This window comes from Nocardioides sp. NPDC127503 (assembly GCF_040302165.1).
GTDB lineage: Bacteria > Actinomycetota > Actinomycetes > Propionibacteriales > Nocardioidaceae > Nocardioides.
This window is the reverse complement of sequence record NZ_JBEORH010000014.1, coordinates 104,168-124,601: the sequence shown is the minus strand read 5'-3', so window position 1 is coordinate 124,601 and position 20,434 is coordinate 104,168. Positions and strand designations below refer to the sequence as shown.

The following is a 20,434-nucleotide window of genomic DNA, read 5'->3' as shown; positions in this document are numbered from 1 at the left end:
GGGCTATCCCCTCGTCAGCAGCCGCTGCACGCCGAGCTTGATCAGCAGGCCGCCGAGGAGAACGTCGACGGCCACGAGCACCGCGTGGGCGATGTAGTAGGGCTTCGGACGGGTCTGCTCCGGGTCCTTGGCGGTCTTGACGAGGTTGCGGCCGAAGTTGGTCCAGATCGCGATCGTCCAGACCCCGATGACCAGGAGGAGCGCGCCGTCAGTCTTCTCGAGCTTCATGGGTACGACTCTCTCATCCGTCGACCAAGGCCCGACCGTCAGCAGCCCGTATATCGGGCGATCACGTCGATGCAGCGTCGGAACTGGTCGGGCGTGGCCGGGTTTCTCCAGGCAAGCATCTCGAGAATCCAGTCGATGGCGAAGGCCGGCGTGAGCCCCGCCTCCGAGGACTCGGGATCGGCGACTCGGGCGTAGCCCTCTCGAAGCAGATCCAAGCGGTCGGCGAAAGACGTACGAGCCGATACCTCCCAGCGACCGACGTCGAAGGCGGGCAGGGCAGGTCCGGCGAACTCCCAGTCGATCACGCCGACGATCTCCCCTTCGTGGTTCAGGAGGTTTCCGGGCATGAAGTCGCCTTGAGCGAGCACGAACGGGACGGTGGGACGGTTCGTGATCTCCTGGCGTAGGAAGTCAGCACCACGCTCGAGAACAGCGGCCGCTGCCGAATCCAACGTCGACGCCACGGTGCGCGCGATGGTCTCGACGTCGCGCTCTTCGGGCCAGCGCAGCTCGTGACGTACGCCGCGATCGAGGTCCGGCTCCACGCTGTGGACCAGCGCCATCAACTCACCGGCGTCAACGATGCAGCGCTCGAGATCTACGGCGGACAGCCGACCGACGAGGTCCTCGAGCGACCGGCCCGGCAGATGCTGCTGAACCGAGAACGAGAGCACCTCGTCGTCGTCATCGAGATGCTCCAGGCCGAGGATCTCCGGCGTTGGCACACCGACCGCACGCGCCCGCTCCATCAGGTACGCCTCGTCGACGAACCACGGCATCGGGTGCCGTGCGATCCGGACGACCACTGCGACGTCCCCGCCGAGATCGACGCGGTAGGTCTCGTTCATCCCGCCGCCCGTAAGAGGCGCGAGCCGCTCGACGCCTCGGCCGCAGATCGATCGCACCACCGAGTCGATGACCGGGCGAGGCGTCGCGACCATCAGCTCGGTTCGGCCGGGGTCGCCCTCACGTGGGCGTTGCAGGCGGCGTACAGGATCACCATCGAGGTGTAGTGGATCCAGACGACCAGGATGAGGGCGATGCCGAATGCCTGGAAGGCCGGCTGCCCCTGAGTTGCCTGGAGCAGGAGGGTCGAGGCCTGCTTCAGGATCTCGAAGCCGATCGCGCCGAGCACGGCGCCGATCCACAGGGGGCGCTTCGGGGTGTCGTTCTGGGGAGCCAGGTGGAACATCGCGAAGAAGAGCACTGTGTTGGCTGCGAGGCCGAGCACCAAGGTGAGGAGGACGATCAGCCAGCCGAAGCCTTCGCCGAGACCGATCCACTCCAGGACGTTGACCGAGAAGGTGCGTACGAGGCCGGTGAACGCCACCGCCACCAGCAGGATCAGACCGAGCACGATGAGTGCGACCAGGTCGCGGGCCTTGGCCACCAGGAAGCCCGGCTGCTCCTCGTCAGGCACCAGGAAGACCGCCTCGAGCGCCTTGCGCAGCCCGTCGATGAAGCCGAGCCCGGCGTAGAGCAGACCGATGACACCGATGATCCCGACGGTGCCGGCCGCACTCTCGATGTCGGAGATCTTCAATTGCCCGGCCTCGTCGCCGACCAGCCCGGGCAGGACCTGGTCGATCGCCTCGACGAGGTCGCTCTCGGCTCCGGAGTAGACCTTGGCGATCTGGCCGACGGCGAAGAACGCGAGCGCGAGGATCGGGAAGGTCGACAGGAAGCCGAAGTAGGTGATCGCGCCGGCCTGTTGGGCGGCGCCCACGTCGCCGTAGTGCTCCTGGGTGCGGATCACCCGGTCCAGCGCCGGGAAGCGCGCACGCAGCTCGGCGATCTTTGCCTTGACCTTTTCCTTCATCCCGAGGTCCCCATCCGTCTTTCGTGGGCGGACCCGAGCCCGCCTCAACCGGTCAGTGCTGCTCTCAGCGCGAACTCCCGCGTCGGGCGCCAGCCATCCGTGTCGTCGTGGACATAGAGGTGGAACTCCTCGACCGACCACTCGCACTCGAAGTCGGCCAGCTCACCGAAAGCCTTGTCGAGGCTAGCGTCGGGAAGGTCGTGAGCGATCGTGACATGCGGGTGATAGGGAAACGTGAGCTTCTGGTCGAGCGGACCCTGCCGGACCGCGTTGGCCAGCTGCTCGCAGCCCGAGATGCCCTGCACCACTGCCACGAACACCACGGGTGAGACCGGCCGGAAGGTGCCGGTGCCGCGCAGGTGCACGCTGAAAGGGGCGACCCTGGAGGCCGCGGATTCGAGATGGCTCTCGACGTCCGGCAGCAGGTCGTCGTGGATCTCCGTCGGTGGCACAAGTGTGATGTGCGTCGGGATCATGGTCGCCGTCGCGTCCCCGAGAGACGTCCGGTAGTCCTGGAGCTGACTTGCCCATGGCTCCGGGATAGCGATGGCAACACCGATGGTGCGCATGCGCCGACCTTACTAGCCGAGCGGCGACGCGGGGGGCACAAAGCCAACCCGCTCGTAGACGTCGGCCAGGGTCTTGCGGGCGACCACGCCTGCCTTCTCCGCACCCTGCTGCAGGATGCCGTCGAGGTACGCCCGGTCCTCGAGGACCTCGAAGGTCTTCTCCCGGAACGGGGTGACGTAGTCGACGACGACCTCGGCGAGATCCTTCTTCAGATCGCCGTAGCCCTTGCCGGCGTACTTGCCGACCAGGGTGTCGATGTCGGCGCCGGTCAGCGCGGAGTAGATCCGGAGCAGGTTGGAGACGCCCGGCTTGGCCGCCTCGTCGAAGCGGATCTCCATCTCCGAGTCGGTGACCGCCGAGCGGATCTTCTTCGCGGAGATCTTCGGGTCGTCGAGCATGTCGATCAACCCGGTCGGCGAAGAGGCCGACTTGGACATCTTGATCGTCGGGTCCTGGAGGTCGTAGATCTTCGCGACCTCCTTGAGGATGTAGGGCTCGGGGAGCCGGAACGTCTTCTTGTAGCGGCTGTTGAACCGCTGCGCCAGGTCACGGGTCAGCTCGAGGTGCTGTCGCTGGTCCTCGCCGACCGGGACGTACGCCGGGCGGTAGAGCAGGATGTCGGCGGCCATCAGCATCGGGTAGGAGAAGAGGCCGACCGAGGCCGCGCCCTCGCCACCCTTGGCGGACTTGTCCTTGAACTGGGTCATTCGCCGGGCCTCACCGAACGAGGTGATGCACTGCATCACCCAGCCGAGCTGAGCATGCTCGGGAAGGTGGGACTGGACGAAGATCGCGGACCGCTCCGGGTCGACACCGGCGGCCAGGAGCTGGGCGGCGGCCCGCCGCGTACGCTCCCGGAGCACCTTCGGGTCCTGCTCGACCGTGATCGCGTGCAGGTCGGCGATGAAGAAGAACGGCTCGTGCTCCTCCTGCAGGTTCACCCACTGCCGGACCGCGCCGAGATAGTTGCCGAGGTGGTAGGAGTCGGCGGTCGGCTGGATGCCGGAGAGGACTCTGGGACGAGTCGTGGGAGCAGTACTGCCGGTCATGTGCCGCATTCTGTCAGCCACCCGCCGAAAGGCTCGAAATGGTGGGAGGAAGAGGATCGAGAACCGATCCGTACGAGCTGTGGACCCTGCCCGCGGCACCGACCTGCGTGCCGGCCATGGGCCTCGGCGCCCCCCGTGATCAACGTCGAGGACCGTGGTCGCCCGCGGTCTTCTTGAAGGCCGCGGGCAGGATCCGCATGACCCATCAACGACGGATTCTCGACGGAGTTATCGAACAGGTGCATCCAATTTCTTACGAGTTTGTGGACCTCCTGAGAGGCTCTACTCAGTGCAGATTCGATGATCCGTCAAATGCCCTTTTCCCGCCCGACACATGCCCCTGTTAGCCTGTTTGGTCGACCCGCGGATCCTCCAAGGGGTCCGCAGCCTCGGGCCAGCTGCCGAATCGGCCTCGAGGCCAGGCGACCCTCGAGGAGACTTGTGAACGACACGTCCGCTGCCAACGCACGCATGCTGCTTGCGACCGATCTGGACGGAACCTTCCTAGCCGGCGACCCCGAGGCGAAGGTCAAGCTGTACCAGACGCTGAGCCGCCGCGAGGACGTACTGCTGTCCTTCGTCACCGGTCGTGGGCTGGAGTCGGTGCTGCCGCTGCTCGCCGACCCGACCATCCCGACGCCGGACTTCATCATCTGCGACGTCGGCGCCACCATCGTGACCGGCCACGACCTGCTCGCCGTCGAGCCCATTCAGCAGGAGATCGCCGCCAAGTGGCCCGGCGAGCTCACCGTGCTCGAGAAGATCGGCGACCGGCCCGGCCTGGTCCGGCAGAACGTGCCCCAGGACCGCCGGGTCTCCTACTTCTGCGACCCCGAGGCCGTCACCGACGACCTCGCGCCGCTGGTCGCAGAGATCGGCTGCGACCTGCTCTACTCCGCCAGCCACTACCTCGACGTGCTGCCCGGCGGGATCAACAAGGGCCACACCGTCACCAAGCTCGTCGAGCACCTCGGCATCCCCAAGGACCGCGTGCTGGTCGCCGGTGACACCCTCAACGACCTGTCGATGTACGACATCGGCTTCCCGGGTGTCTGCGTCGGCGAGGCCGAGGACCTGCTGCTGGACGCGACCCGCGACAAGGGGCGTACGTTCCACGCCACCGCTCCCGGCACCGGCGGGATCCTGCAGGCGATCAGGCACTTCAACCTGCTCGACGACGAGCACATCTACGACCCGGAGAACGACGCCGACGACCCGGGGAAGTCCGACCTCGTCATGGTCTACCACCGGCTCCCCTATGACGAGGTGATCGAGGACGGAGAGGTCAAGCGCCGCCGGCCGAAGTCACCCAACGGCATCATCCCGACGCTGCTCTCCTTCTTCACCGAGCGCACCGGATCCTGGGTCGCCTGGTCCATCGACGACCCCAAGCGCGGCAAGTTCGCCACCCACACGGTCGTCGATCCCAAGCTCTACCCGGGCCTGGTGGCCTCCCGGCTGCCGCTGTCGAAGAAGGACGTCGACGTCTTCTACAAGCGCTTCTCCAAGGAAGCGTTCTGGCCGCTTCTCCACACCTTCTGGGAACGGGCGAAGTTCAAGGAGGAGGACTGGAAGGTCTACTGCCGGGTCAACCGGGCCTTCGCCGAGCAGGCGGCGGCCGAGGCGGCGTACGGCGGGATCGTCTGGATTCACGACTACAACCTGTGGATGGTGCCGGCCTACCTGCGGGAGATGCGGCCGGACGTGAAGATCGCGTTCCTGCACCACACCCACTTCCCCGGCGCGGACGTGTTCAACGTGGTGCCGTGGCGCCGCGAGATCATCGGCTCGCTGCTGCAGTGCGACTACATCTCGTTCCACATCCCCCGCCAGGTCGAGAACTTCGTCGACGTGGCCCGCGGCGTGGCCCCGGTCGAGGTCATCGAGACCGAGGACTCGGCGCCTCGGTTCCGGACGTACGGCTTCGCCCTCGGCCTGGACACCATGCCCTCGGTGATCGACGTCGGTGGGCGTCGGGTGCACCTGGGTGCCAACCCGGTCAGCGTCGACACGACGCGGATCGAGCAGACGCTGGCCTCCCCGGCGGTACAGAGCTCGATCGCTCGGGTGAAGGAGGAGTTCGAGGGTCAGCGGATCGCGCTGGCCGTCTCGCGGCTCGACTACACCAAGGGTGTGCTTCAGCAGCTCGAGGCCTTCGAGAAGGCGCTGCTCGAGGACCCGTCGTTGATGGGTGAGCTGTCGCTGGTGCTGGTGTGCGTGCCCGCGGCCGGTGAGATGACCGTCTACAAGACCCTGCAGAACCAGATCGAGCAGGCGGTCGGGCGGATCAACGGCCGGTTCTCCCGGATGGGCTGGATGCCGGTGCACTTCTACTTCCGGCCGATCCCGTTCGAGGAGCTGCTGGCCTACTACGCCAACGCCGACGTCATGTGGATCACCCCGCTGCGCGACGGCCTCAACCTGGTCGCGAAGGAGTACGCCGCGGTCCACGGCCTCCTCGGCACGAGCGGCACGCTGGTGCTCTCCGAGTTCGCCGGGGCGGCCGCCGAGCTGCGCGGCGCGGTGCTGACCAACCCCCACGACGTCTCCGACATGGTCCGGGTCTTCCTGCAGGCCGTCGACATGGACGAGGCCGAGGCCAAGGACCGGATGCGCGGGCTGTGGGACACCATCCGCCACCACGACTCCAAGGCCTGGGCCGACGGGTTCCTGGCGGCGGTCGAGGCGGCCACCGCCACGGACGGCAACGAAGAGGCGATCTAGGCCTTGCGCCGGTGGATGCTGGTGCTCCAGAGCAGCACCAGCATCCCGGCGGCGGCCAGTCCGGCGCCGACCAACGGCGCCTCGCGGACGCTCCAGACGTCGAGGGCCAGGCCACCGGCGAAGGCGCCGAGGGCGTTGGCGATGTTGAGGCTGGCGTGGTTCATCGCCGCGCCGAGCGTCACCGCGTCATCCGCGACATCCATCAGGCGTACCTGCAGGTTGATCACCAGCACCGACGCCACCGCCGTGGTCAGGAAGGCGACCGGCGCGAGCCACCACCCGGCCGGGGCGACCGCCCAGAAGAGCGTCAGCACCGCCACCATGCCGAGGCTGCTCGCGAGCAGCGAGCCCATCACCGACCAGCGGGCCAGCTCCCCCGCGACCCAGGTGCCGACGACCATCCCGGCGCCGAATGCGAAGACGAACCACGGCACCGCACCCTCGGCCAGGCCTGCGGTGTCGGTGACGATCGGGGCGATGTAGGAGTAGGCGGCGAACATGCCGCCGAACCCGATCGCGCCCGCGAGCATCGTCAGCCAGACCTGCTTGTTGGTGAAGAATCGGTTGGCCTCGCTGCGGCCGGTCGCGTTCGGGTCGCCCGCGAAGTGCGGCACCGAGAGCTGCACCAGGACCACGGTCAGCAGGGCGAGGCCCGCTGCGGCTGCGTACGGTGCCCGCCAGCCGGCCGTCTGACCGAGCCAGGTCGCGAACGGGACACCGATCACGTTGGCGACCGAGAGCCCGAGCATCACCAGGGCGACTGCTCGCCCGCGGTGCTTAGGTGCGGCCATCGAGGTCGCGACGATGGTCGCGACACCGAAGTAGGCGCCGTGCGGGAGCCCGTCGAGGAACCTCGCGACCAGCAGCATCTGGTAGTCGACGGCGACGGCGCTGAGCAGGTTGAACAGCGCGTAGGCCGCCATCAGCGACAGCAGCAGCCCCTTGCGCGGAAGATGCGCGACGAAGAACGACAGGATCGGTACGCCGACCACCACCCCGACCGCATAGGCGCTGATCAGGTGGCCGGCCGTGGAGGTTCCGACGCCGACGCCCTCGGCGATCTCGGGCAGCACGCCCATGGTGACGAACTCGGTCGTACCGATCGCGAACCCGCCTGTCGCGAGGGCGAGCATGGCGATCACGAACTGGACGGTGGTGACCGGTCTGACGGCGGTCTCGGTGCTGGCGGTGTCGGTCACTACTGCCTAACCTTCGGCGATTTGTGGGCTATTCCGTGAATCGGTGTGACGCGGGTCCCGGCACCCCCGGTTTCGTCAACTCTGGTTGACACGGGGTCGATGTCAACCTATATTGACAGCATGACGGATGCGAAGGACCTTGCCGAGTCGGCCGCGAGCGCCGACCCGAGCACTGGCTTGCGAGCCGCGCTCGCACTGCGTCGCCTGGCCGACTCGCTGGAGCGGCTGCAGGTGGCGAACGCCCGCCGACAGGGATGGGCCTGGCAGGAGATCGCCGACGCACTGGAAGTCAGCCGGCAGGCGGTCCACAAGAAGTACGCGAAGGAGATGTGATGTTCGAGAGGTTCACCAAGCAGGCCCGCGATGCGGTGGTCGCCGCACAGACGTACGGCACCGAGCTCGGTCACGAGCGAATCGGCGACGACCACCTGCTGCTGGCGATCGGCTCCAGCGCCGGCTCGTCCGCCGCTCGAGCGCTCGCCGAGGCCGGGGTCGACCCCGCTGCGCTGCGGGCCGAGATCGAGCGGGCCCATGGACGCCTCGGCAACGACGACGCGGATGCGCTGTCCACGCTCGGGATCGACCTGGACGCGGTGCGCTCCAAGGTCGAGGAGGTCTTCGGTGCCGGTGCCCTGGACAGCGGGAAGCCACGCCGCCGGCTCGGCGGACACATCCCCTTCACCAAGGACGCGAAGAAGGTCCTCGAGCTCTCGCTGCGCGAGGCGATCCGGCTCAAGGACCGCTCGATCGGCACGGAGCACATCCTGCTCGGCATCCTTCGCGCGGAGGGGGAAGGACATGCTGCACTACAGGCCCTCGACGTGGATGCTGCTGCGCTGCGCCGCACGCTCGAGCGCGGCGCGGCCGCCTGAGGCGTCACCCCCGCCTCCCGAGGAGGCGGGGGTCAGCCGGCCAGGTGGGACCAGGCTGGTGCCAGCTCGGTCCACGGACCCACAGCCGCGATCTCACCGTCGACCATGACGACGACGCGGTCGGCCTGAGCCAGCGCCGCACGCTTCGAGGTGGCTCCGATGACCGTCGTGTGCCGGTCACGCAACGCCCGCCAGAGCTCGATCTCGGTGGCCGCGTCGAGCGCACTGGAGACGTCGTCAGCCAGGAGCAGCTCGGTCTCGGCGGCCAACGCTCGCGCCAGGGCGAGGCGCTGGACCTGTCCCCCGGAGAGGCGTACGCCGCGGTGACCGACGATCGCGTCCGCGCCGCCCGCCTCCTTGACGTCGAGCTCGAGCCGCGCGTCGGCGACCGGGTTGTCGAAGGGTCGGTCGTGGCCCAGCCGGATGTTGTCGGCGAAGGTGCCCGACAGCACCCGCGGCACCTGGGCGACGTACGCCACCTGCCCCGGCCTCAGGAACGACTGCGTGTCCAGGACCAGCTCGTCGTTCCACCGGATCGTGCCGGTGTGCTCGATGAGGCCGGCCAGCGACGCCAGCAGGGACGACTTACCTGAGCCGACCTGCCCCACGAGCAGGACCAGCTCGCCGCGCGAGATCGTGAGCGAGACGTCGGAGACACCGATCGTGCCGTCGTCGTGGACCGCTGACAGGGCCGAGAGCTCGAGGGACTCGAGCGGCACCTGCTCGACCGGACCCGGATCCGGCGCGTCACCGGTGACCAGGTCGACGCCCGGCGGCAGATCCATCAGGTCGCGGCCACCGGCGAACCGGCTGGTCTCCTTCTGCCACGCACGCGTGCCGGGAGCCTCGGTGACGACCATGCCGGCCACCCGGCCGAACCAGTCGAAGCCCGAGACCGCGTTGGCGACCAGCAGCGCGGTGGCCAGACCCCAGCCACCGCCGAAGTAGATCCCCCAGGCAGCCACGACACCGCACTGCACCATCAGCGCGGGAACCCCGTCGAGGAATGCCTGCACCCGGTGTTCCTTCACCGCTGCCTCGACCCGGCCCGAGTCGACGTGCTGCAGGTGGGCGTGGACCTGCGGGGTGGCCGCGGCCAGCTTCACGGTGCGTACGGACTCCAGCGCGGAGACCACCGCGCGGCCGAACCGCGCGCGGGCGGCTGAGGAGGCCGCGGCCGAGCGGCCGGCGATCGGCCGGCCGACCGCGGAGGCCAGCGCCGAGGCGATCATGACGACCAGGAGCACGGCGCCCGCGAGCGCGGTGCCGGCGAGCAGGGCGGTGATCGTCGCGATGACGAGGCCGTTGACGAAGTCGACCCAGCGGTCGGCGTACCGGGCGTAACGGTCCGCGTCCATCGAGCGGGCGACGACCTCGCCCGGCGGCGTACGCGTCAGGCGGTGCTGGCGCGTCTGACCGTAGAGCACGGCCATCCGGGCCCGCAGCATGACCTCGATCCACCACCGCGGGTAGCGGTAGAAGGCGTCGGCCAGCATCAGCGGCGCGGCCAGCAGGCTGACCACGAGCAGCACCGACATCACCGTCGGCCTTCCGCCGTCCTGCAGCGACTCGACGATCCGGCCCCACAGGAGGCCGGTGAAGGCACCCTGCGCACCGGTCATCGATGCGAACAGGAACAGCAGCGCACCCGCGACACCCCACTCGGGACGCAGGAACAGGACGTGCAGCATCCCGCGGGCGAGGGACGGACCGGTGCCGACCTCGGGGACGTCCGGCGGAGCGCCCGAACGGCGCTTGCCGCCCACGTTGCCCTCGGCGACGTGGTCGAGGGTGGAGTGGTCGACAGGCTTGACAGCCGGCGAGGGTGAGTCGTGGTGATCGGTGCGGCTGGCCTCGAGCAGGTCGTGGAACGGCCCCGGCGTGGTCGCCAGCGAGGCCCGCAGGCCGTGCTGGATCACCCGGCCGTGGTCGAGCACGGCGACATGAGGCGCCCGCTCGATGGTGGAGAGCCGGTGGGCGATCAGGATGCCCGTACGCCCGGTCAGCAGCCGGTCAGCAGCCGCGACCACCCTCCGCTCGGTGAGCGGGTCCATCCGTGCGGTCGCCTCGTCGAGGACGACCACGCGTACGTCGCGCACCAGCAGCCGCGCGAAGGCGACCAGCTGCTCCTCTCCCGCCGACAGCGAGGTGCCGCCGGGGCCGAGCAGAGTGTCGAGCCCGTCGGGCAGGCCGGCGACCCACTCCGAGAGCCCGAGCCGGGCGACCGCCCGCTCGATGTCCTCGCGCGGACGCAGGTCGTCGAAGAGCGCGATGTTCTCCGCGAGCGTGCCGGCCAGGATCTCGGTGCGCTGAGTCACCACGCCCACCGAGGCGCGCAGCTGCTGCAGGTCGAGGTCGCGCACGTCCACGCCACCCAGGAACACCGAGCCGCGCGGCGGCTCGACGGCCCGCGAGAGCAGCGAGGCGAGCGTCGACTTGCCCGAGCCGGTGCGACCGACCAGGGCGATCGTGTCGCCGGCCGGCACCGTGAGCGAGATGCCCTGGAGGGCGAAGGTGCCCTCGGCGTAGGAGAAGGTCAGGTCGCGGAGGTCGACCTCGAGCGCGCCCCCGTCGTCGGGCACGGGCGCGCCGCCTTCGGGCTCCGGCTCGGAGCCCATCATCTGGCGCAGCCGGATGACCGCACCCAGGCCGGCCTGGATGTCGGGCAGATGGTTGGCGAGCATCGCGATCTGACCCACGAACGTGCTCGTGACCAGGAACAACGTCACCAGCGCGCTGATCCCGAGGCGGTCGTTCGCGGCGAGCGCCACGCCGGCGAGACCGATGCCGGCCAGCAGGGAGTGCAGGAGCACGCCGGCGCGGCGGCCGACCTTCGCCTCGACCGTGACGACCGCGCGGAACCTCTCGTGCACCGTCGCCGACAGCCTCGCCACCCGGGCGACCACATGGGCCTGGCCCAGGCTCGTACGCAGGTCGTCACGCCCCGCGATGCCCTCCTCGAGCACGGCGGCATGGTCGGTCCAGGACGCCTCCTCGATGACCTTGAGCTCGGAGATCTTGGCCAGCAGCCGGCGGATGACGAACCAGGTCACCGCGGCGAGCAGCGGGAACAGGATCGCCGCCGGCCACCAGGTGAAGCTGGCCACGATCCACATCGGCAGCGCCGCGAAGATCGAGCGGAACAGCATCCACAGCTGCCAGCGCAGCAGGTTGCCGACCTCGTGGGAGTCGTCATCGACCCGGTCGAGGATCTCGCCGACAGCCTGCTCGCTCAGCTCGGAGAGCGGCTGCCGCATCGCAGCTTGGAGCACGTCCTCGCGCAGCTTGCCCTCGGCCCGGTCGGAGACCCCGACCCACGCGATCTTCGCCGTCGAGTCGATCAGCGAGGCGCCGATCACGCACAGCGCCAGCCAGCCGACCAGGCTCGCGGTCGGGTTCTCCGCCAGCCGCCCGGCCACGACGGTGCCGATCGACTGGGCCACCATGGCCACCGCCAGCGCGATCAGTGCGGCGCCCGTCACCGACCCCTTCAGGCGTCGCCAGTCGACCTGCCGGCTCGGGTCGGCAGGGTCGGCGGGGACTCCGAGAGCCTTGCCTGAGGTGGGCGCGGGCGGAGTCGAGAGGGTCGCAGTCATCAGAAGATCACGGTATGCGCGACCACCGACACTCGCCTAAAGGTTTTCCGCCCGCACCCGACGTCAAACACCACGCTGACCTGCATCTATAGGAATCAGAAGAAAGATCTGGAGAGCAAGGTCACGTACGCCGGGAAGGTGTCCCGAAATGGGTACGACGGCCCGGCACGGAGTCCGTGCCGAGCCGTCGTGAGGTGGTTAAAGAGAGTCGATCGCCTCGTTGAGCGTCGCGGAGGGACGCATCACGGCGGTGACCTTCTCGGCGTCGGGCAGGTAGTAGCCGCCGATGTCGGCGGGCTTGCCCTGGACCGCGAGGAGCTCCTCGACGATCGTGGACTCCTTGGCGGCCAGGGTCTCGGCGAGACCCTTGAACGCGGCAGCGAGCTCGGTGTCCTCGGTCTGCGCGGCGAGCTCCTGGGCCCAGTAGAGACCCAGGTAGAAGTGCGAGCCGCGGTTGTCGGTGGTGCCGAGCTTGCGACCCGGGGAGCGGTCGTTCTCGAGGAAGGTCGCGGTCGCGCGGTCGAGGGCACCGGCGAGCACCTTCGCGGCCGGGGCGGAAGCCTGCTCGGCGTACTTCTCGAACGAGGGCACCAGCGCGAAGAACTCACCCAACGAGTCCCAGCGGAGGTAGTCCTGCTCGACGAGCTGCTGCACGTGCTTCGGAGCCGAGCCGCCCGCACCGGTCTCGAACAGACCGCCGCCGGCGATCAGCGGGACGATGGAGAGCATCTTCGCCGACGTACCGACCTCGAGGATCGGGAACAGGTCGGTGTTGTAGTCGCGCAGCACGTTGCCGGTGACCGAGATGGTGTCCTCACCGTTGCGCAGGCGCTCGAGGGAGTACGCCGTGGCGAGCTCGGGCGAGAGGATCTTGATCTCGAGACCCTCCGTGTCGTGCTCCGTCAGGTAGGTCGTGACCTTCTTGATCAGCTCGGCGTCGTGGGCGCGCGACTCGTCGAGCCAGAAGATCGCCGGGGTCTTGGAGTCGCGGGCGCGGCTGACGGCGAGCTTGACCCAGTCGCGGACCGGGATGTCCTTGGTCTGGCAGGCGCGCCAGATGTCGCCGGCCTCGACGTCGTGCTCGATCAGCACGTCGCCGGCCGCGTTCAGGACCCGGATGGTGCCGGCGGCCTCGATCTGGAAGGTCTTGTCGTGGGAGCCGTACTCCTCGGCCTTCTGCGCCATCAGACCGACGTTGGGGACGGTGCCGATCGTGGCCGGGTCGAGCGGGCCGTTCTTCTTCACGTCGTCGATGACGGTCTGGTAGACGCCGGCGTAGGAGGAGTCCGGGATCACCGCGAGGGTGTCGTCCTCGCCGCCGTCGACACCCCAGAGCTTGCCGCCGTTGCGGACCAGGGCCGGGATCGAGGCGTCGATGATGACGTCGGAGGGGACGTGCAGGTTGGTGATGCCCTTGTCGGAGTTGACGTAGGACAGGCGCGGGCCGGCCTCGATGGCAGCCTTGAAGGCCGCCTCGATCTCGGCGCCCTTCTCCAGGCCGGAGAGGCCGGACAGGATCGCGCCCAGGCCGTCGTTGGCGGAGAGGCCGGCGGCCTCGAGGTCGGCGCCGTACTTCTCGAAGACGTCGGTGAAGTAGGCCTTCACGACGTGGCCGAAGATGATCGGGTCGGAGACCTTCATCATCGTGGCCTTCAGGTGCAGCGAGAAGAGCACGTCGTCGGCCTTGGCCTTGGCGAGCGCGTTCTCGAGGAAGGCGTGCAGGTTGGCCACGGACATGTACGTCGCGTCGACGATCTCGCCCGCGAGCACCGGCAGCTCGGCGAGCAGCGTCACCGTCTCGCCGTCGGCCTTCTCGAGCACGATGGAGAGCGTGTCGTCGGCCGGAAGGGTCACGGACTTCTCGTTGGACTTGAAGTCGTGGGAGCCCATCGTGGCGACGGTCGTCTTGGAGTCGTCGGCGAACGGCTTGTTGGTGTGCGGGTGGGCCTTGGCGTACGCCTTGACCGAGCCCGGCGCGCGGCGGTCGGAGTTGCCCTCACGCAGGACCGGGTTCACCGCGGAGCCCTTGACCTTGTCGTACTTGGCCCGGATCTCCTCCTCCTCGGGCGTGCTGGGCGCCTCGGGGTAGTCGGGGATCTGGTAGCCCTTCTCCTGCAGCTCCTTGACCGCGGCCTTGAGCTGCGGGATGGAGGCGGAGATGTTGGGCAGCTTGACGATGTTGGCTTCCGGCGTCTTCGCCAGGTCACCGAGCTCGCCGAGCGCGTCGTCGGCCAGGCCGAACTGGGCCAGGATGCGCGAGGCCACGGAGATGTCACGCGTCTCGACCTCGACCCCCGCCTTGGCCGCGTAGGCCGAGACGATCGGAAGGAAGGAGTACGTCGCCAGCAGCGGCGCCTCGTCGGTGTGGGTGTAGATGATTCGTGCGGCCATTGCTGTGGCTACTCCTGACAAGTTGCGATCTGCGTATGACTGAGGCCGGGGACCCGGACGAAGGAAAGTGTCTTGACATCAAGATAACAGAAAGGGTGATGAGACACCGCCCCGCCCCACCTAAGCACCACGATGTGCCGTCGCAAAAGAGTTACTGTGTGTCAACACCTCATGTTGTTCAGGTGACTGCTGATACCTGAGTGCTTCTCGGGTGTCGATGGGTCTGACCGACGTCAACAGACATTGAAGGGTTAAGGGGACATGACTGAGGAATCACTGTCGGCGGCTGAGCCGACCTTCATCCAGAAACTCGCAGCCGAGGTCATCGGGACATTCATTCTGGTGTTCATCGGTTGCGGCTCGGTCGTCGCAATCGTCGCCGGCGCCACCCACGCTGGCCCCGAGAATGCGGTCTGGGGCCTCGAGGTCGCCGCTGTCGGCCTGGCGTTCGGTATCGCCGTCGTGATCGGCGCCTACACCTTCGGCCGCATCTCCGGCGGCCACTTCAACCCGGCGGTAACGCTCGGTGTGGCGACCGCCGGCCGGATCAGCTGGAAGGACGCTGGCGCCTACATCGGCGCGCAGTTCGTCGGCGCCACCATCGGTGCGATCGTCCTGTTCCTCGTCGCGCTCTCCTCGGACTACAACTCGTGGAACGACGGCGGCCTCGGCGCCAACCGCTTCGGCGACGGAGCCGGCACCGGCCTCATCGGCGCGATCCTGATCGAGCTGGTCCTCACCTTCATCTTCGTCTTCATCATTCTCGGCGTCACCGACGTTCGGGCCGGGACCAACGCCACCGCTGCGCCGCTCGCGATCGGACTTGCGCTGGCCGCAATCCACTTCGTCGGCATCCCGCTGACCGGCACCTCGGTCAACCCCGCCCGTTCGTTCGGCCCCGCTCTCTTCTCGGGCACCGACGCTCTGGCCAACCTCCCGGTCTTCCTGATCGTCCCGGCTCTCGGCGGTGCCGTCGCCGGATTCGTCTACCCGCTGCTCCTCGGCAAGGACGGCTCCGAGATCGTGGGGGCCGGCCTCGCCTTCGGCGGCGACAACCTGACCCCGGCCCAGAGCGTCCCGGCCTGGGACTCCCAGGCTGTCGCCCCGGCGGCACCCGCGGCTGCTGCAGCCCCGGCTGCGTCCGCGGCTCCGGCGGCACCCGCCGCGCCCGCTGCCAACCCGACACCTCCGGCTGCGGAGACCGGCGACCGCACCATCGTCTCCGGCGGCGGCGGCCAGCCGGCGTGGCAGCAGCCGACCCAGGCCACCGAGGGCGACCTGCCGGTCTACGAGCAGGACGGCTGGCGATGGGACTACGCCAAGCAGGAATGGGTCCCGATCGAGCAGTAGTCTCGAGAAGCACGAAGGCCGCCCCTCGGGGCGGCCTTCGTTCTATCTGTACGTCTTATTCGCCTGGAACGGTCACCGCGAGGATCCACAGCGCGCCCGCTGTCAGCGCCAGCAGGGCCACGTCGAACCAGCGGTTGCGCACCGCCAGCATCCCGGCATCCTTCGTACGCAGCACCGCACGCCCCAGCGACGCGGCCCCCACCCCGGCGGCGAGGACGATGATCCCCACCCGCCAGTGGCCGAAGCCGACCAGCCCGAGACCGACGAGCGCCGCCGTCAGCACCCCGAGATAGACGAACCCGCCGATGGTCGAGGGGAAGCTGCGTACGTCCTGGGGGTCCGTCTTCTCAAGCTCAGGTGTCGCCACCACCGGGGCGGGAGCCTCCGGTGTGGGGCTGCGCCAGCGGGCGCGTTCCGGGAGCGGGGGGTGGACGGACACCATTTCAGAGCCTTTCGAGAGCCTTCTCGGCGCTGAGGACGATATTGGAGAGCAGCATGGCGCGTGTCATCGGACCCACCCCACCCGGGTTCGGCGACACCCAGCCAGCCACGTCCCAAACGTCCTCAGCCAGGTCTCCTGCGATCTTACCGTCGACCCGGGAGACACCGACGTCCAGCAGGGCCGCGCCGGGCTTGACCATGTCCTTGGTGATGATCCCGGGCACGCCCGCGGCCGCCACCACGATGTCCGCACTGCGGGTGTGGGCGGCCAGGTCGCGGGTGCCGGTGTGGCACAGGGTGACCGTGGCGTTCTCGCTACGGCGGGTGAGCAGCAGGCCCAGCGGACGCCCGACGGTCAACCCACGGCCGACCACGACCACCTCGGCGCCCTTGATCTCGACCCCGTGGCGACGCAGCAGCTCGATGCAGCCCACCGGGGTGCACGGCAGCGGCCCGTCCTCACCGAGGACCAGCTTGCCGAGGTTGTAGGGGTGCAGCCCGTCGACGTCCTTCTCCGGAGCGACCCGGGAGAGCAGCGCGAACTCGTCCAGACCCGTCGGCTGCTGCACCAGGAACCCCGTGCACGCCGGGTCGGCGTTGAGGCGGTCGATCTCCGCCTCGACCTCTTCCTGGGTCGACGTCCCCGGCAGGTCCACCCTGATCGACTCGATGCCGATCTCGGCGCAGTCCTTGTGCTTGGCGTTGACGTACCACCGCGAGCCGGGGTCGTCGCCGACCAGCACGGTCCCGAGGCCCGGCGTCACGCCCGAGGCCTTCAGCTTCTCCACCCGGTCGGCCAGCTCGGCCTTGATCGTCTTGAGGGTGGCGGTGCCATCCAGCTTCTGTGCAGTCACAGGGACCATCCTAGGCTCGTCCGAGTCGAGGCTTGCGAAGGCCCACGCGCGTCAGGGGATCAGCCGCTCGCAGCCGTACTTGACCTCGGCCCGGCAGGCGTCGGTGCCCGCGCGCCCGTAGACCGTGTCCCGGCCACCGCCGCCGTCGAGCACGTTGCCGCCGGCCGTCCCGTAGACGATGTCGCGGTAGACCGTGCCGTTGAAGTTCTCGATGCCGGTGAAGGTGAAGTCGTACGCGCCGTATTCGGTCGTTCCGGGCATCACCAGTGTGCGCCCGGTGCCGGCGGCGAGGTCGACGCGAGCACCACCGGTATCCGCGCCGCCGAGGGCGAGCTTGTCCGCTCCCGTGCCGCCGACCATGCGAATGCCGTCACCGTAGGGCGAGAGGATGTCGTTGCCCCCGTCGCCGTAGCCCGTCCCCTTTGCGACACCGATCCCATCAGCACCCGGACCACCGTGGCCGACGCCGCCCCACAGATGGATCCAGTCACGGCCGTCGCCGCCATAGACGACATCGCCCACAGTCTGGCCGAACACCGTGTCATCACCGGGACCACCGAAGAGTCGGTCGACGCCCTCGTGGCCTGTCGAGTCGTCGATCTTATCCGCCCCGAGTCCGCCGAAGATCCGGTCCTTGCCGAGGTTGCCGCGGATCGTGTCGTCGCCTGAGCCACCACACACAATGTCATTGCCAGCTTTACCGAGAATGACGTCGTTGCCGGCGCCACCGACGATCACGTCCACCCCAGAGGAGCCGACCAGTCTGTCCGCGGAACTGGTTCCGACGATGGTGGCGACCTTCCCGTCGCAGGTCGCGGCGGCACTCGCCGAATTGAGCGCGAAGCCCACGGGGATAGCGGTCGCGGCTGCGAGGGTGACGACTACGGCGGCACGGCGGATCATTCGTCGGGTCTCTCTTTCAGAAGTTGAGGCGGGCCCGACAGTAAACCCCGGGGCGTATGCACGCAGCCGATCCCGTGCCGTGTTACTCGGCGGTTACGGGATCGGCTGCGTAGCGATGATCAGTGGAAGAAATGCCGCGTGCCGGTGAAGTACATCGTCACGCCCGCAGCCTCGCAGGCCTTGATGGTGAGCTCGTCACGGATGGAGCCACCGGGCTGGACGATCGCCTTGACGCCGGCGTCGATCAGGATCTGCGGGCCGTCCTCGAAGGGGAAGAAGGCATCGGAGGCGGCGACGGCGCCGCGGGCGCGCTCGGCGCCTTCGGCGAGCGTGTTGGCGCGCTCGACGGCGAGCTTGCAGGAGTCGACGCGGTTGACCTGGCCCATGCCGATGCCGACCGAGGCTCCGTCGGAGGCGAGCAGGATCGCGTTGGACTTGGCGGAACGGCAGGCCTTCCAGGCGAAGGCCAAGTCGGCGAGGGTGGACTCGTCGGCGGCCTCGCCCGTGGCCAACGTCCAGGAAGCCGGGTCGTCGCCCTCGGCGTCGACGTGGTCGACCTGCTGCATCAGCAGACCGCCGGAGATCGGGCGGGTCTCGACCGCGGCGCGCTCATCGGCGGCGGCGATCAGGATGCGGATGTTCTTCTTGCCCTGCAGGATCTCGACGGCGCCGTCCTCGTAGCCCGGAGCCACGATGACCTCGGTGAACACCTCGGCGACCTGCTTGGCCATCTCGACCGAGACCGGCCGGTTGGAGGCGATCACGCCACCGAAGGCGGAGACCGGGTCGCAGGCGTGCGCCCGACGGTGCGCCTCGGCGATGTCGGCGCCGACGGCCAGGCCGCACGGGTTGGCGTGCTTGATGATCGCGACCGCCGGCTCGGCGAAGTCGTTGGCGGCGCGGCGCGCGGCGTCGGTGTCGGTGTAGTTGTTGTAGGACATCTCCTTGCCGTGGAGCTGCTCGGCACGGGCGAGCCCGGCGGGTCCGAACCCGTTGAGGTAGAGCGCCGCCTTCTGGTGCGGGTTCTCGCCGTAGCGCAGAACGTTCGCCTTCTCGTACGTCCCGCCGACCCACGCCGGGAAGCCGGTGCCCTCGGAGGTGTCGGTGAGCACGGAGCCCATCCAGGAGGCGACGGCCACGTCGTACGTCGCCGTGTGGACGAACGCGGCCGCGGCGAGGGCCTTGCGCTGGTCGTAGGTGAACCCACCGGCAGCGACGGCAGCGAGGGTGTCGGCGTACTGCTCCGGGGAGGTCACGATCGCGACCGAGGGGTGGTTCTTGGCGGCGGCGCGGACCATCGAGGGGCCGCCGATGTCGATCTGCTCGACGACCTCGTCCGGCCCGGCGCCGGAGGCGACGGTCTGCACGAACGGGTAGAGGTTGGAGACGACCAGGTCGAAGGGCTCGACCTCGAGCTCCTTGAGCTGCTCGACGTGGGACTCGAGGCGGCGGTCGGCGAGGATGCCGGCGTGGACGCGCGGGTGCAGCGTCTTCACGCGGCCGTCGAGGCACTCGGGGAATCCGGTCAGGTCCTCGACCTTGGTCACCGGCAGGCCCAGCTTCTCGATCAGCGCCGCCGAGCCGCCGGTCGAGACGAGCTCGACACCGGCGTCATGGAGCCCGCGGACCAGGTCCTCGAGACCGGTCTTGTCGTAGACGGACACCAAGGCCCTCTTGATGGTGATCTGATCGAGCACAGCAATCTCCTCATCGGTCGACTATTTCGATGAGGGCACCCAGGCGGTCGATGCCGTCTCTTTCACACTCCCCGGTGGTCCCCCACCTGCGCCAGTCGTGTGCTCGTCACTCTAGCCGCTCAGGCGCGGCCGAACCGAACCCGCCGGCCGTCCAACGTGTAGCCCTCGCGGGCGATCCGCCCGACCGTCTCGACCAGCATCGAACGCTCGACGACCTTGATCCGCTCGTGCAGCGTCTCCTCGGTGTCGTCGTCCTCCACCGGCACGGTCGCCTGGGCCATGATCATCCCCGTGTCGACCCCGGCATCGACGATGAACAGCGTCGCCCCGGTGACCTTCACCCCATAGTCCAGCGCGTCCCGCGCCCCGTGCATCCCCGGGAAGGACGGCAGCAGCGCCGGATGGGTGTTGAGGGTCTTCCCCCCGAACCGGGCGAGGAAGGAAGCCCCCACCAGCTTCATGAAGCCCGCGGAGACCACGAGATCGGGCTCGTACGCAGCCACCGACTCGGCCAGCGCCGCGTCCCACTCTTCGCGCGATCCGAAGTCCTTGACCCGGTGCACGAAGGTCGGGATCCCGGCGTCGGTCGCCCGGGTCAGCCCCTGGATCCCGTCGCGGTCGGCCCCGACCGCGACGACATCTGCCCCGAACTCCGGGGTGGCACAGGCGTCCAGCAGGGCCTGGAGGTTGGTGCCCGAGCCGGACAGGAGGACGACGAGACGCAGCGACATGTTGCGAACT

At 68.7% G+C, this 20,434-nt stretch carries 17 protein-coding genes and 1 riboswitch; of the genes, 4 read left to right on the top strand and 13 right to left on the bottom strand.

What is annotated here, in order from left to right; translation table 11 throughout:
* Positions 1 to 3: 3 nt before the first annotated feature.
* Genes ABTW65_RS26405 through trpS form a run of 5 tightly spaced genes read right to left on the bottom strand, consistent with a single transcriptional unit; the run spans position 4 to position 3,666 of the window.
* A complete protein-coding gene (locus ABTW65_RS26405) occupies positions 4 to 228 on the bottom strand; it encodes an SCO4848 family membrane protein (protein ID WP_350665735.1) in 225 nt (74 codons plus the stop codon).
* A 38-nt stretch (positions 229 to 266) separates the two neighbouring features.
* Entirely contained in the window at positions 267 to 1,169 is a 903-nt protein-coding gene (locus ABTW65_RS26400) for a phosphotransferase family protein (RefSeq protein ID WP_350665733.1), read from the bottom strand.
* Complete coding sequence (locus ABTW65_RS26395; protein WP_350665731.1) at positions 1,169 to 2,047, bottom strand: YihY/virulence factor BrkB family protein; 879 nt, start codon at positions 2,045 to 2,047, stop codon at positions 1,169 to 1,171. Before ABTW65_RS26395 ends, ABTW65_RS26400 begins: the two co-directional genes overlap by 1 nt.
* A 44-nt stretch (positions 2,048 to 2,091) precedes the next feature.
* Positions 2,092 to 2,616, bottom strand: coding sequence for a 2'-5' RNA ligase family protein (locus tag ABTW65_RS26390; protein WP_350665729.1), 525 nt, complete (start codon positions 2,614 to 2,616; stop codon positions 2,092 to 2,094).
* A 12-nt stretch (positions 2,617 to 2,628) separates the two neighbouring features.
* Positions 2,629 to 3,666 carry a tryptophan--tRNA ligase gene (gene trpS / locus ABTW65_RS26385; RefSeq protein WP_350665727.1) on the bottom strand — a complete coding sequence of 346 codons (1,038 nt, stop codon included), beginning with the start codon at positions 3,664 to 3,666 and terminating at the stop codon, positions 2,629 to 2,631.
* 441 nt (positions 3,667 to 4,107) lie between these two features.
* On the opposite strand from trpS, the gene ggpS reads away from it, so the two are divergent.
* The gene (ggpS, locus tag ABTW65_RS26380; RefSeq protein WP_350665726.1) at positions 4,108 to 6,390 is read left to right on the top strand and encodes a glucosylglycerol-phosphate synthase; all 2,283 of its coding nucleotides are present in this window, start codon (positions 4,108 to 4,110) and stop codon (positions 6,388 to 6,390) included.
* On the opposite strand, the gene ABTW65_RS26375 is transcribed toward ggpS, so the two are convergent.
* Positions 6,387 to 7,589, bottom strand: coding sequence for an MFS transporter (locus tag ABTW65_RS26375; RefSeq protein ID WP_350665724.1), 1,203 nt, complete (start codon positions 7,587 to 7,589; stop codon positions 6,387 to 6,389). The two genes, ggpS and ABTW65_RS26375, sit on opposite strands and share 4 nt — an antisense overlap.
* A gap of 120 nt (positions 7,590 to 7,709) precedes the next feature.
* Between ABTW65_RS26375 and ABTW65_RS26370 the strand changes: the two genes are divergently transcribed.
* Together ABTW65_RS26370 and ABTW65_RS29425 are read left to right on the top strand one after the other, a co-directional pair.
* A complete protein-coding gene (locus tag ABTW65_RS26370; protein WP_141802873.1) occupies positions 7,710 to 7,922 on the top strand; it encodes a helix-turn-helix domain-containing protein in 213 nt (70 codons plus the stop codon).
* Positions 7,922 to 8,461 carry a Clp protease N-terminal domain-containing protein gene (locus ABTW65_RS29425; RefSeq protein ID WP_502890680.1) on the top strand — a complete coding sequence of 180 codons (540 nt, stop codon included), beginning with the start codon at positions 7,922 to 7,924 and terminating at the stop codon, positions 8,459 to 8,461. The genes ABTW65_RS26370 and ABTW65_RS29425 overlap by 1 nt, the downstream gene beginning before the upstream one ends.
* Positions 8,462 to 8,493: 32 nt before the next feature.
* On the opposite strand, the gene ABTW65_RS26355 is transcribed toward ABTW65_RS29425, so the two are convergent.
* Both ABTW65_RS26355 and ABTW65_RS26350 read right to left on the bottom strand, forming a co-directional pair.
* Positions 8,494 to 12,057 carry an ATP-binding cassette domain-containing protein gene (locus ABTW65_RS26355; protein ID WP_350665722.1) on the bottom strand — a complete coding sequence of 1,188 codons (3,564 nt, stop codon included), beginning with the start codon at positions 12,055 to 12,057 and terminating at the stop codon, positions 8,494 to 8,496.
* A gap of 198 nt (positions 12,058 to 12,255) precedes the next feature.
* The gene (locus ABTW65_RS26350; RefSeq protein ID WP_350665720.1) at positions 12,256 to 14,448 is read right to left on the bottom strand and encodes an NADP-dependent isocitrate dehydrogenase; all 2,193 of its coding nucleotides are present in this window, start codon (positions 14,446 to 14,448) and stop codon (positions 12,256 to 12,258) included.
* Between the two features lie 261 nt (positions 14,449 to 14,709).
* Between ABTW65_RS26350 and ABTW65_RS26345 the strand changes: the two genes are divergently transcribed.
* Positions 14,710 to 15,798, top strand: coding sequence for an MIP/aquaporin family protein (locus tag ABTW65_RS26345; RefSeq protein WP_350665719.1), 1,089 nt, complete (start codon positions 14,710 to 14,712; stop codon positions 15,796 to 15,798).
* 55 nt (positions 15,799 to 15,853) lie between these two features.
* Here the strand turns inward: ABTW65_RS26345 and ABTW65_RS26340 are convergent, their stop codons facing one another.
* From ABTW65_RS26340 to purN, 5 genes are all read right to left on the bottom strand, one after another.
* The gene (locus ABTW65_RS26340) at positions 15,854 to 16,237 is read right to left on the bottom strand and encodes a DUF3017 domain-containing protein (protein WP_350665717.1); all 384 of its coding nucleotides are present in this window, start codon (positions 16,235 to 16,237) and stop codon (positions 15,854 to 15,856) included.
* 4 nt (positions 16,238 to 16,241) lie between these two features.
* Positions 16,242 to 17,093: a bifunctional methylenetetrahydrofolate dehydrogenase/methenyltetrahydrofolate cyclohydrolase gene (locus ABTW65_RS26335; RefSeq protein WP_350665715.1), complete on the bottom strand. Its 852-nt coding sequence runs from the start codon at positions 17,091 to 17,093 to the stop codon at positions 16,242 to 16,244.
* Positions 17,094 to 17,144: 51 nt separating this feature from the next.
* Positions 17,145 to 17,996: a calcium-binding protein gene (locus ABTW65_RS26330; RefSeq protein WP_350665713.1), complete on the bottom strand. Its 852-nt coding sequence runs from the start codon at positions 17,994 to 17,996 to the stop codon at positions 17,145 to 17,147.
* A gap of 119 nt (positions 17,997 to 18,115) precedes the next feature.
* Entirely contained in the window at positions 18,116 to 19,693 is a 1,578-nt protein-coding gene (gene purH, locus ABTW65_RS26325) for a bifunctional phosphoribosylaminoimidazolecarboxamide formyltransferase/IMP cyclohydrolase (protein ID WP_350665711.1), read from the bottom strand.
* 30 nt (positions 19,694 to 19,723) lie between these two features.
* Positions 19,724 to 19,802: riboswitch (ZMP/ZTP riboswitch) on the bottom strand.
* Between the two features lie 10 nt (positions 19,803 to 19,812).
* Complete coding sequence (gene purN, locus ABTW65_RS26320; RefSeq protein WP_350665709.1) at positions 19,813 to 20,424, bottom strand: phosphoribosylglycinamide formyltransferase; 612 nt, start codon at positions 20,422 to 20,424, stop codon at positions 19,813 to 19,815.
* Positions 20,425 to 20,434: the final 10 nt, after the last annotated feature.

Bases quoted from the DNA above. Each gene is read 5' to 3' on its own strand.
- ABTW65_RS26345 (WP_350665719.1), top strand. From the start codon at position 14,710: ATGACTGAGGAATCACTGTCGGCGGCTGAGCCGACCTTCATCCAGAAA.
- ABTW65_RS26390 (WP_350665729.1), bottom strand. From the start codon at position 2,616: ATGCGCACCATCGGTGTTGCCATCGCTATCCCGGAGCCATGGGCAAGT.
- ABTW65_RS26330 (WP_350665713.1), bottom strand. From the start codon at position 17,996: ATGATCCGCCGTGCCGCCGTAGTCGTCACCCTCGCAGCCGCGACCGCT.
- trpS (WP_350665727.1), bottom strand. From the start codon at position 3,666: ATGACCGGCAGTACTGCTCCCACGACTCGTCCCAGAGTCCTCTCCGGC.
- purN (WP_350665709.1), bottom strand. From the start codon at position 20,424: ATGTCGCTGCGTCTCGTCGTCCTCCTGTCCGGCTCGGGCACCAACCTC.
- ABTW65_RS29425 (WP_502890680.1), top strand. From the start codon at position 7,922: ATGTTCGAGAGGTTCACCAAGCAGGCCCGCGATGCGGTGGTCGCCGCA.
- ABTW65_RS26350 (WP_350665720.1), bottom strand. From the start codon at position 14,448: ATGGCCGCACGAATCATCTACACCCACACCGACGAGGCGCCGCTGCTG.
- ABTW65_RS26355 (WP_350665722.1), bottom strand. From the start codon at position 12,057: ATGACTGCGACCCTCTCGACTCCGCCCGCGCCCACCTCAGGCAAGGCT.
- ABTW65_RS26400 (WP_350665733.1), bottom strand. From the start codon at position 1,169: ATGGTCGCGACGCCTCGCCCGGTCATCGACTCGGTGGTGCGATCGATC.
- ABTW65_RS26405 (WP_350665735.1), bottom strand. From the start codon at position 228: ATGAAGCTCGAGAAGACTGACGGCGCGCTCCTCCTGGTCATCGGGGTC.
- ABTW65_RS26370 (WP_141802873.1), top strand. From the start codon at position 7,710: ATGACGGATGCGAAGGACCTTGCCGAGTCGGCCGCGAGCGCCGACCCG.
- ABTW65_RS26395 (WP_350665731.1), bottom strand. From the start codon at position 2,047: ATGAAGGAAAAGGTCAAGGCAAAGATCGCCGAGCTGCGTGCGCGCTTC.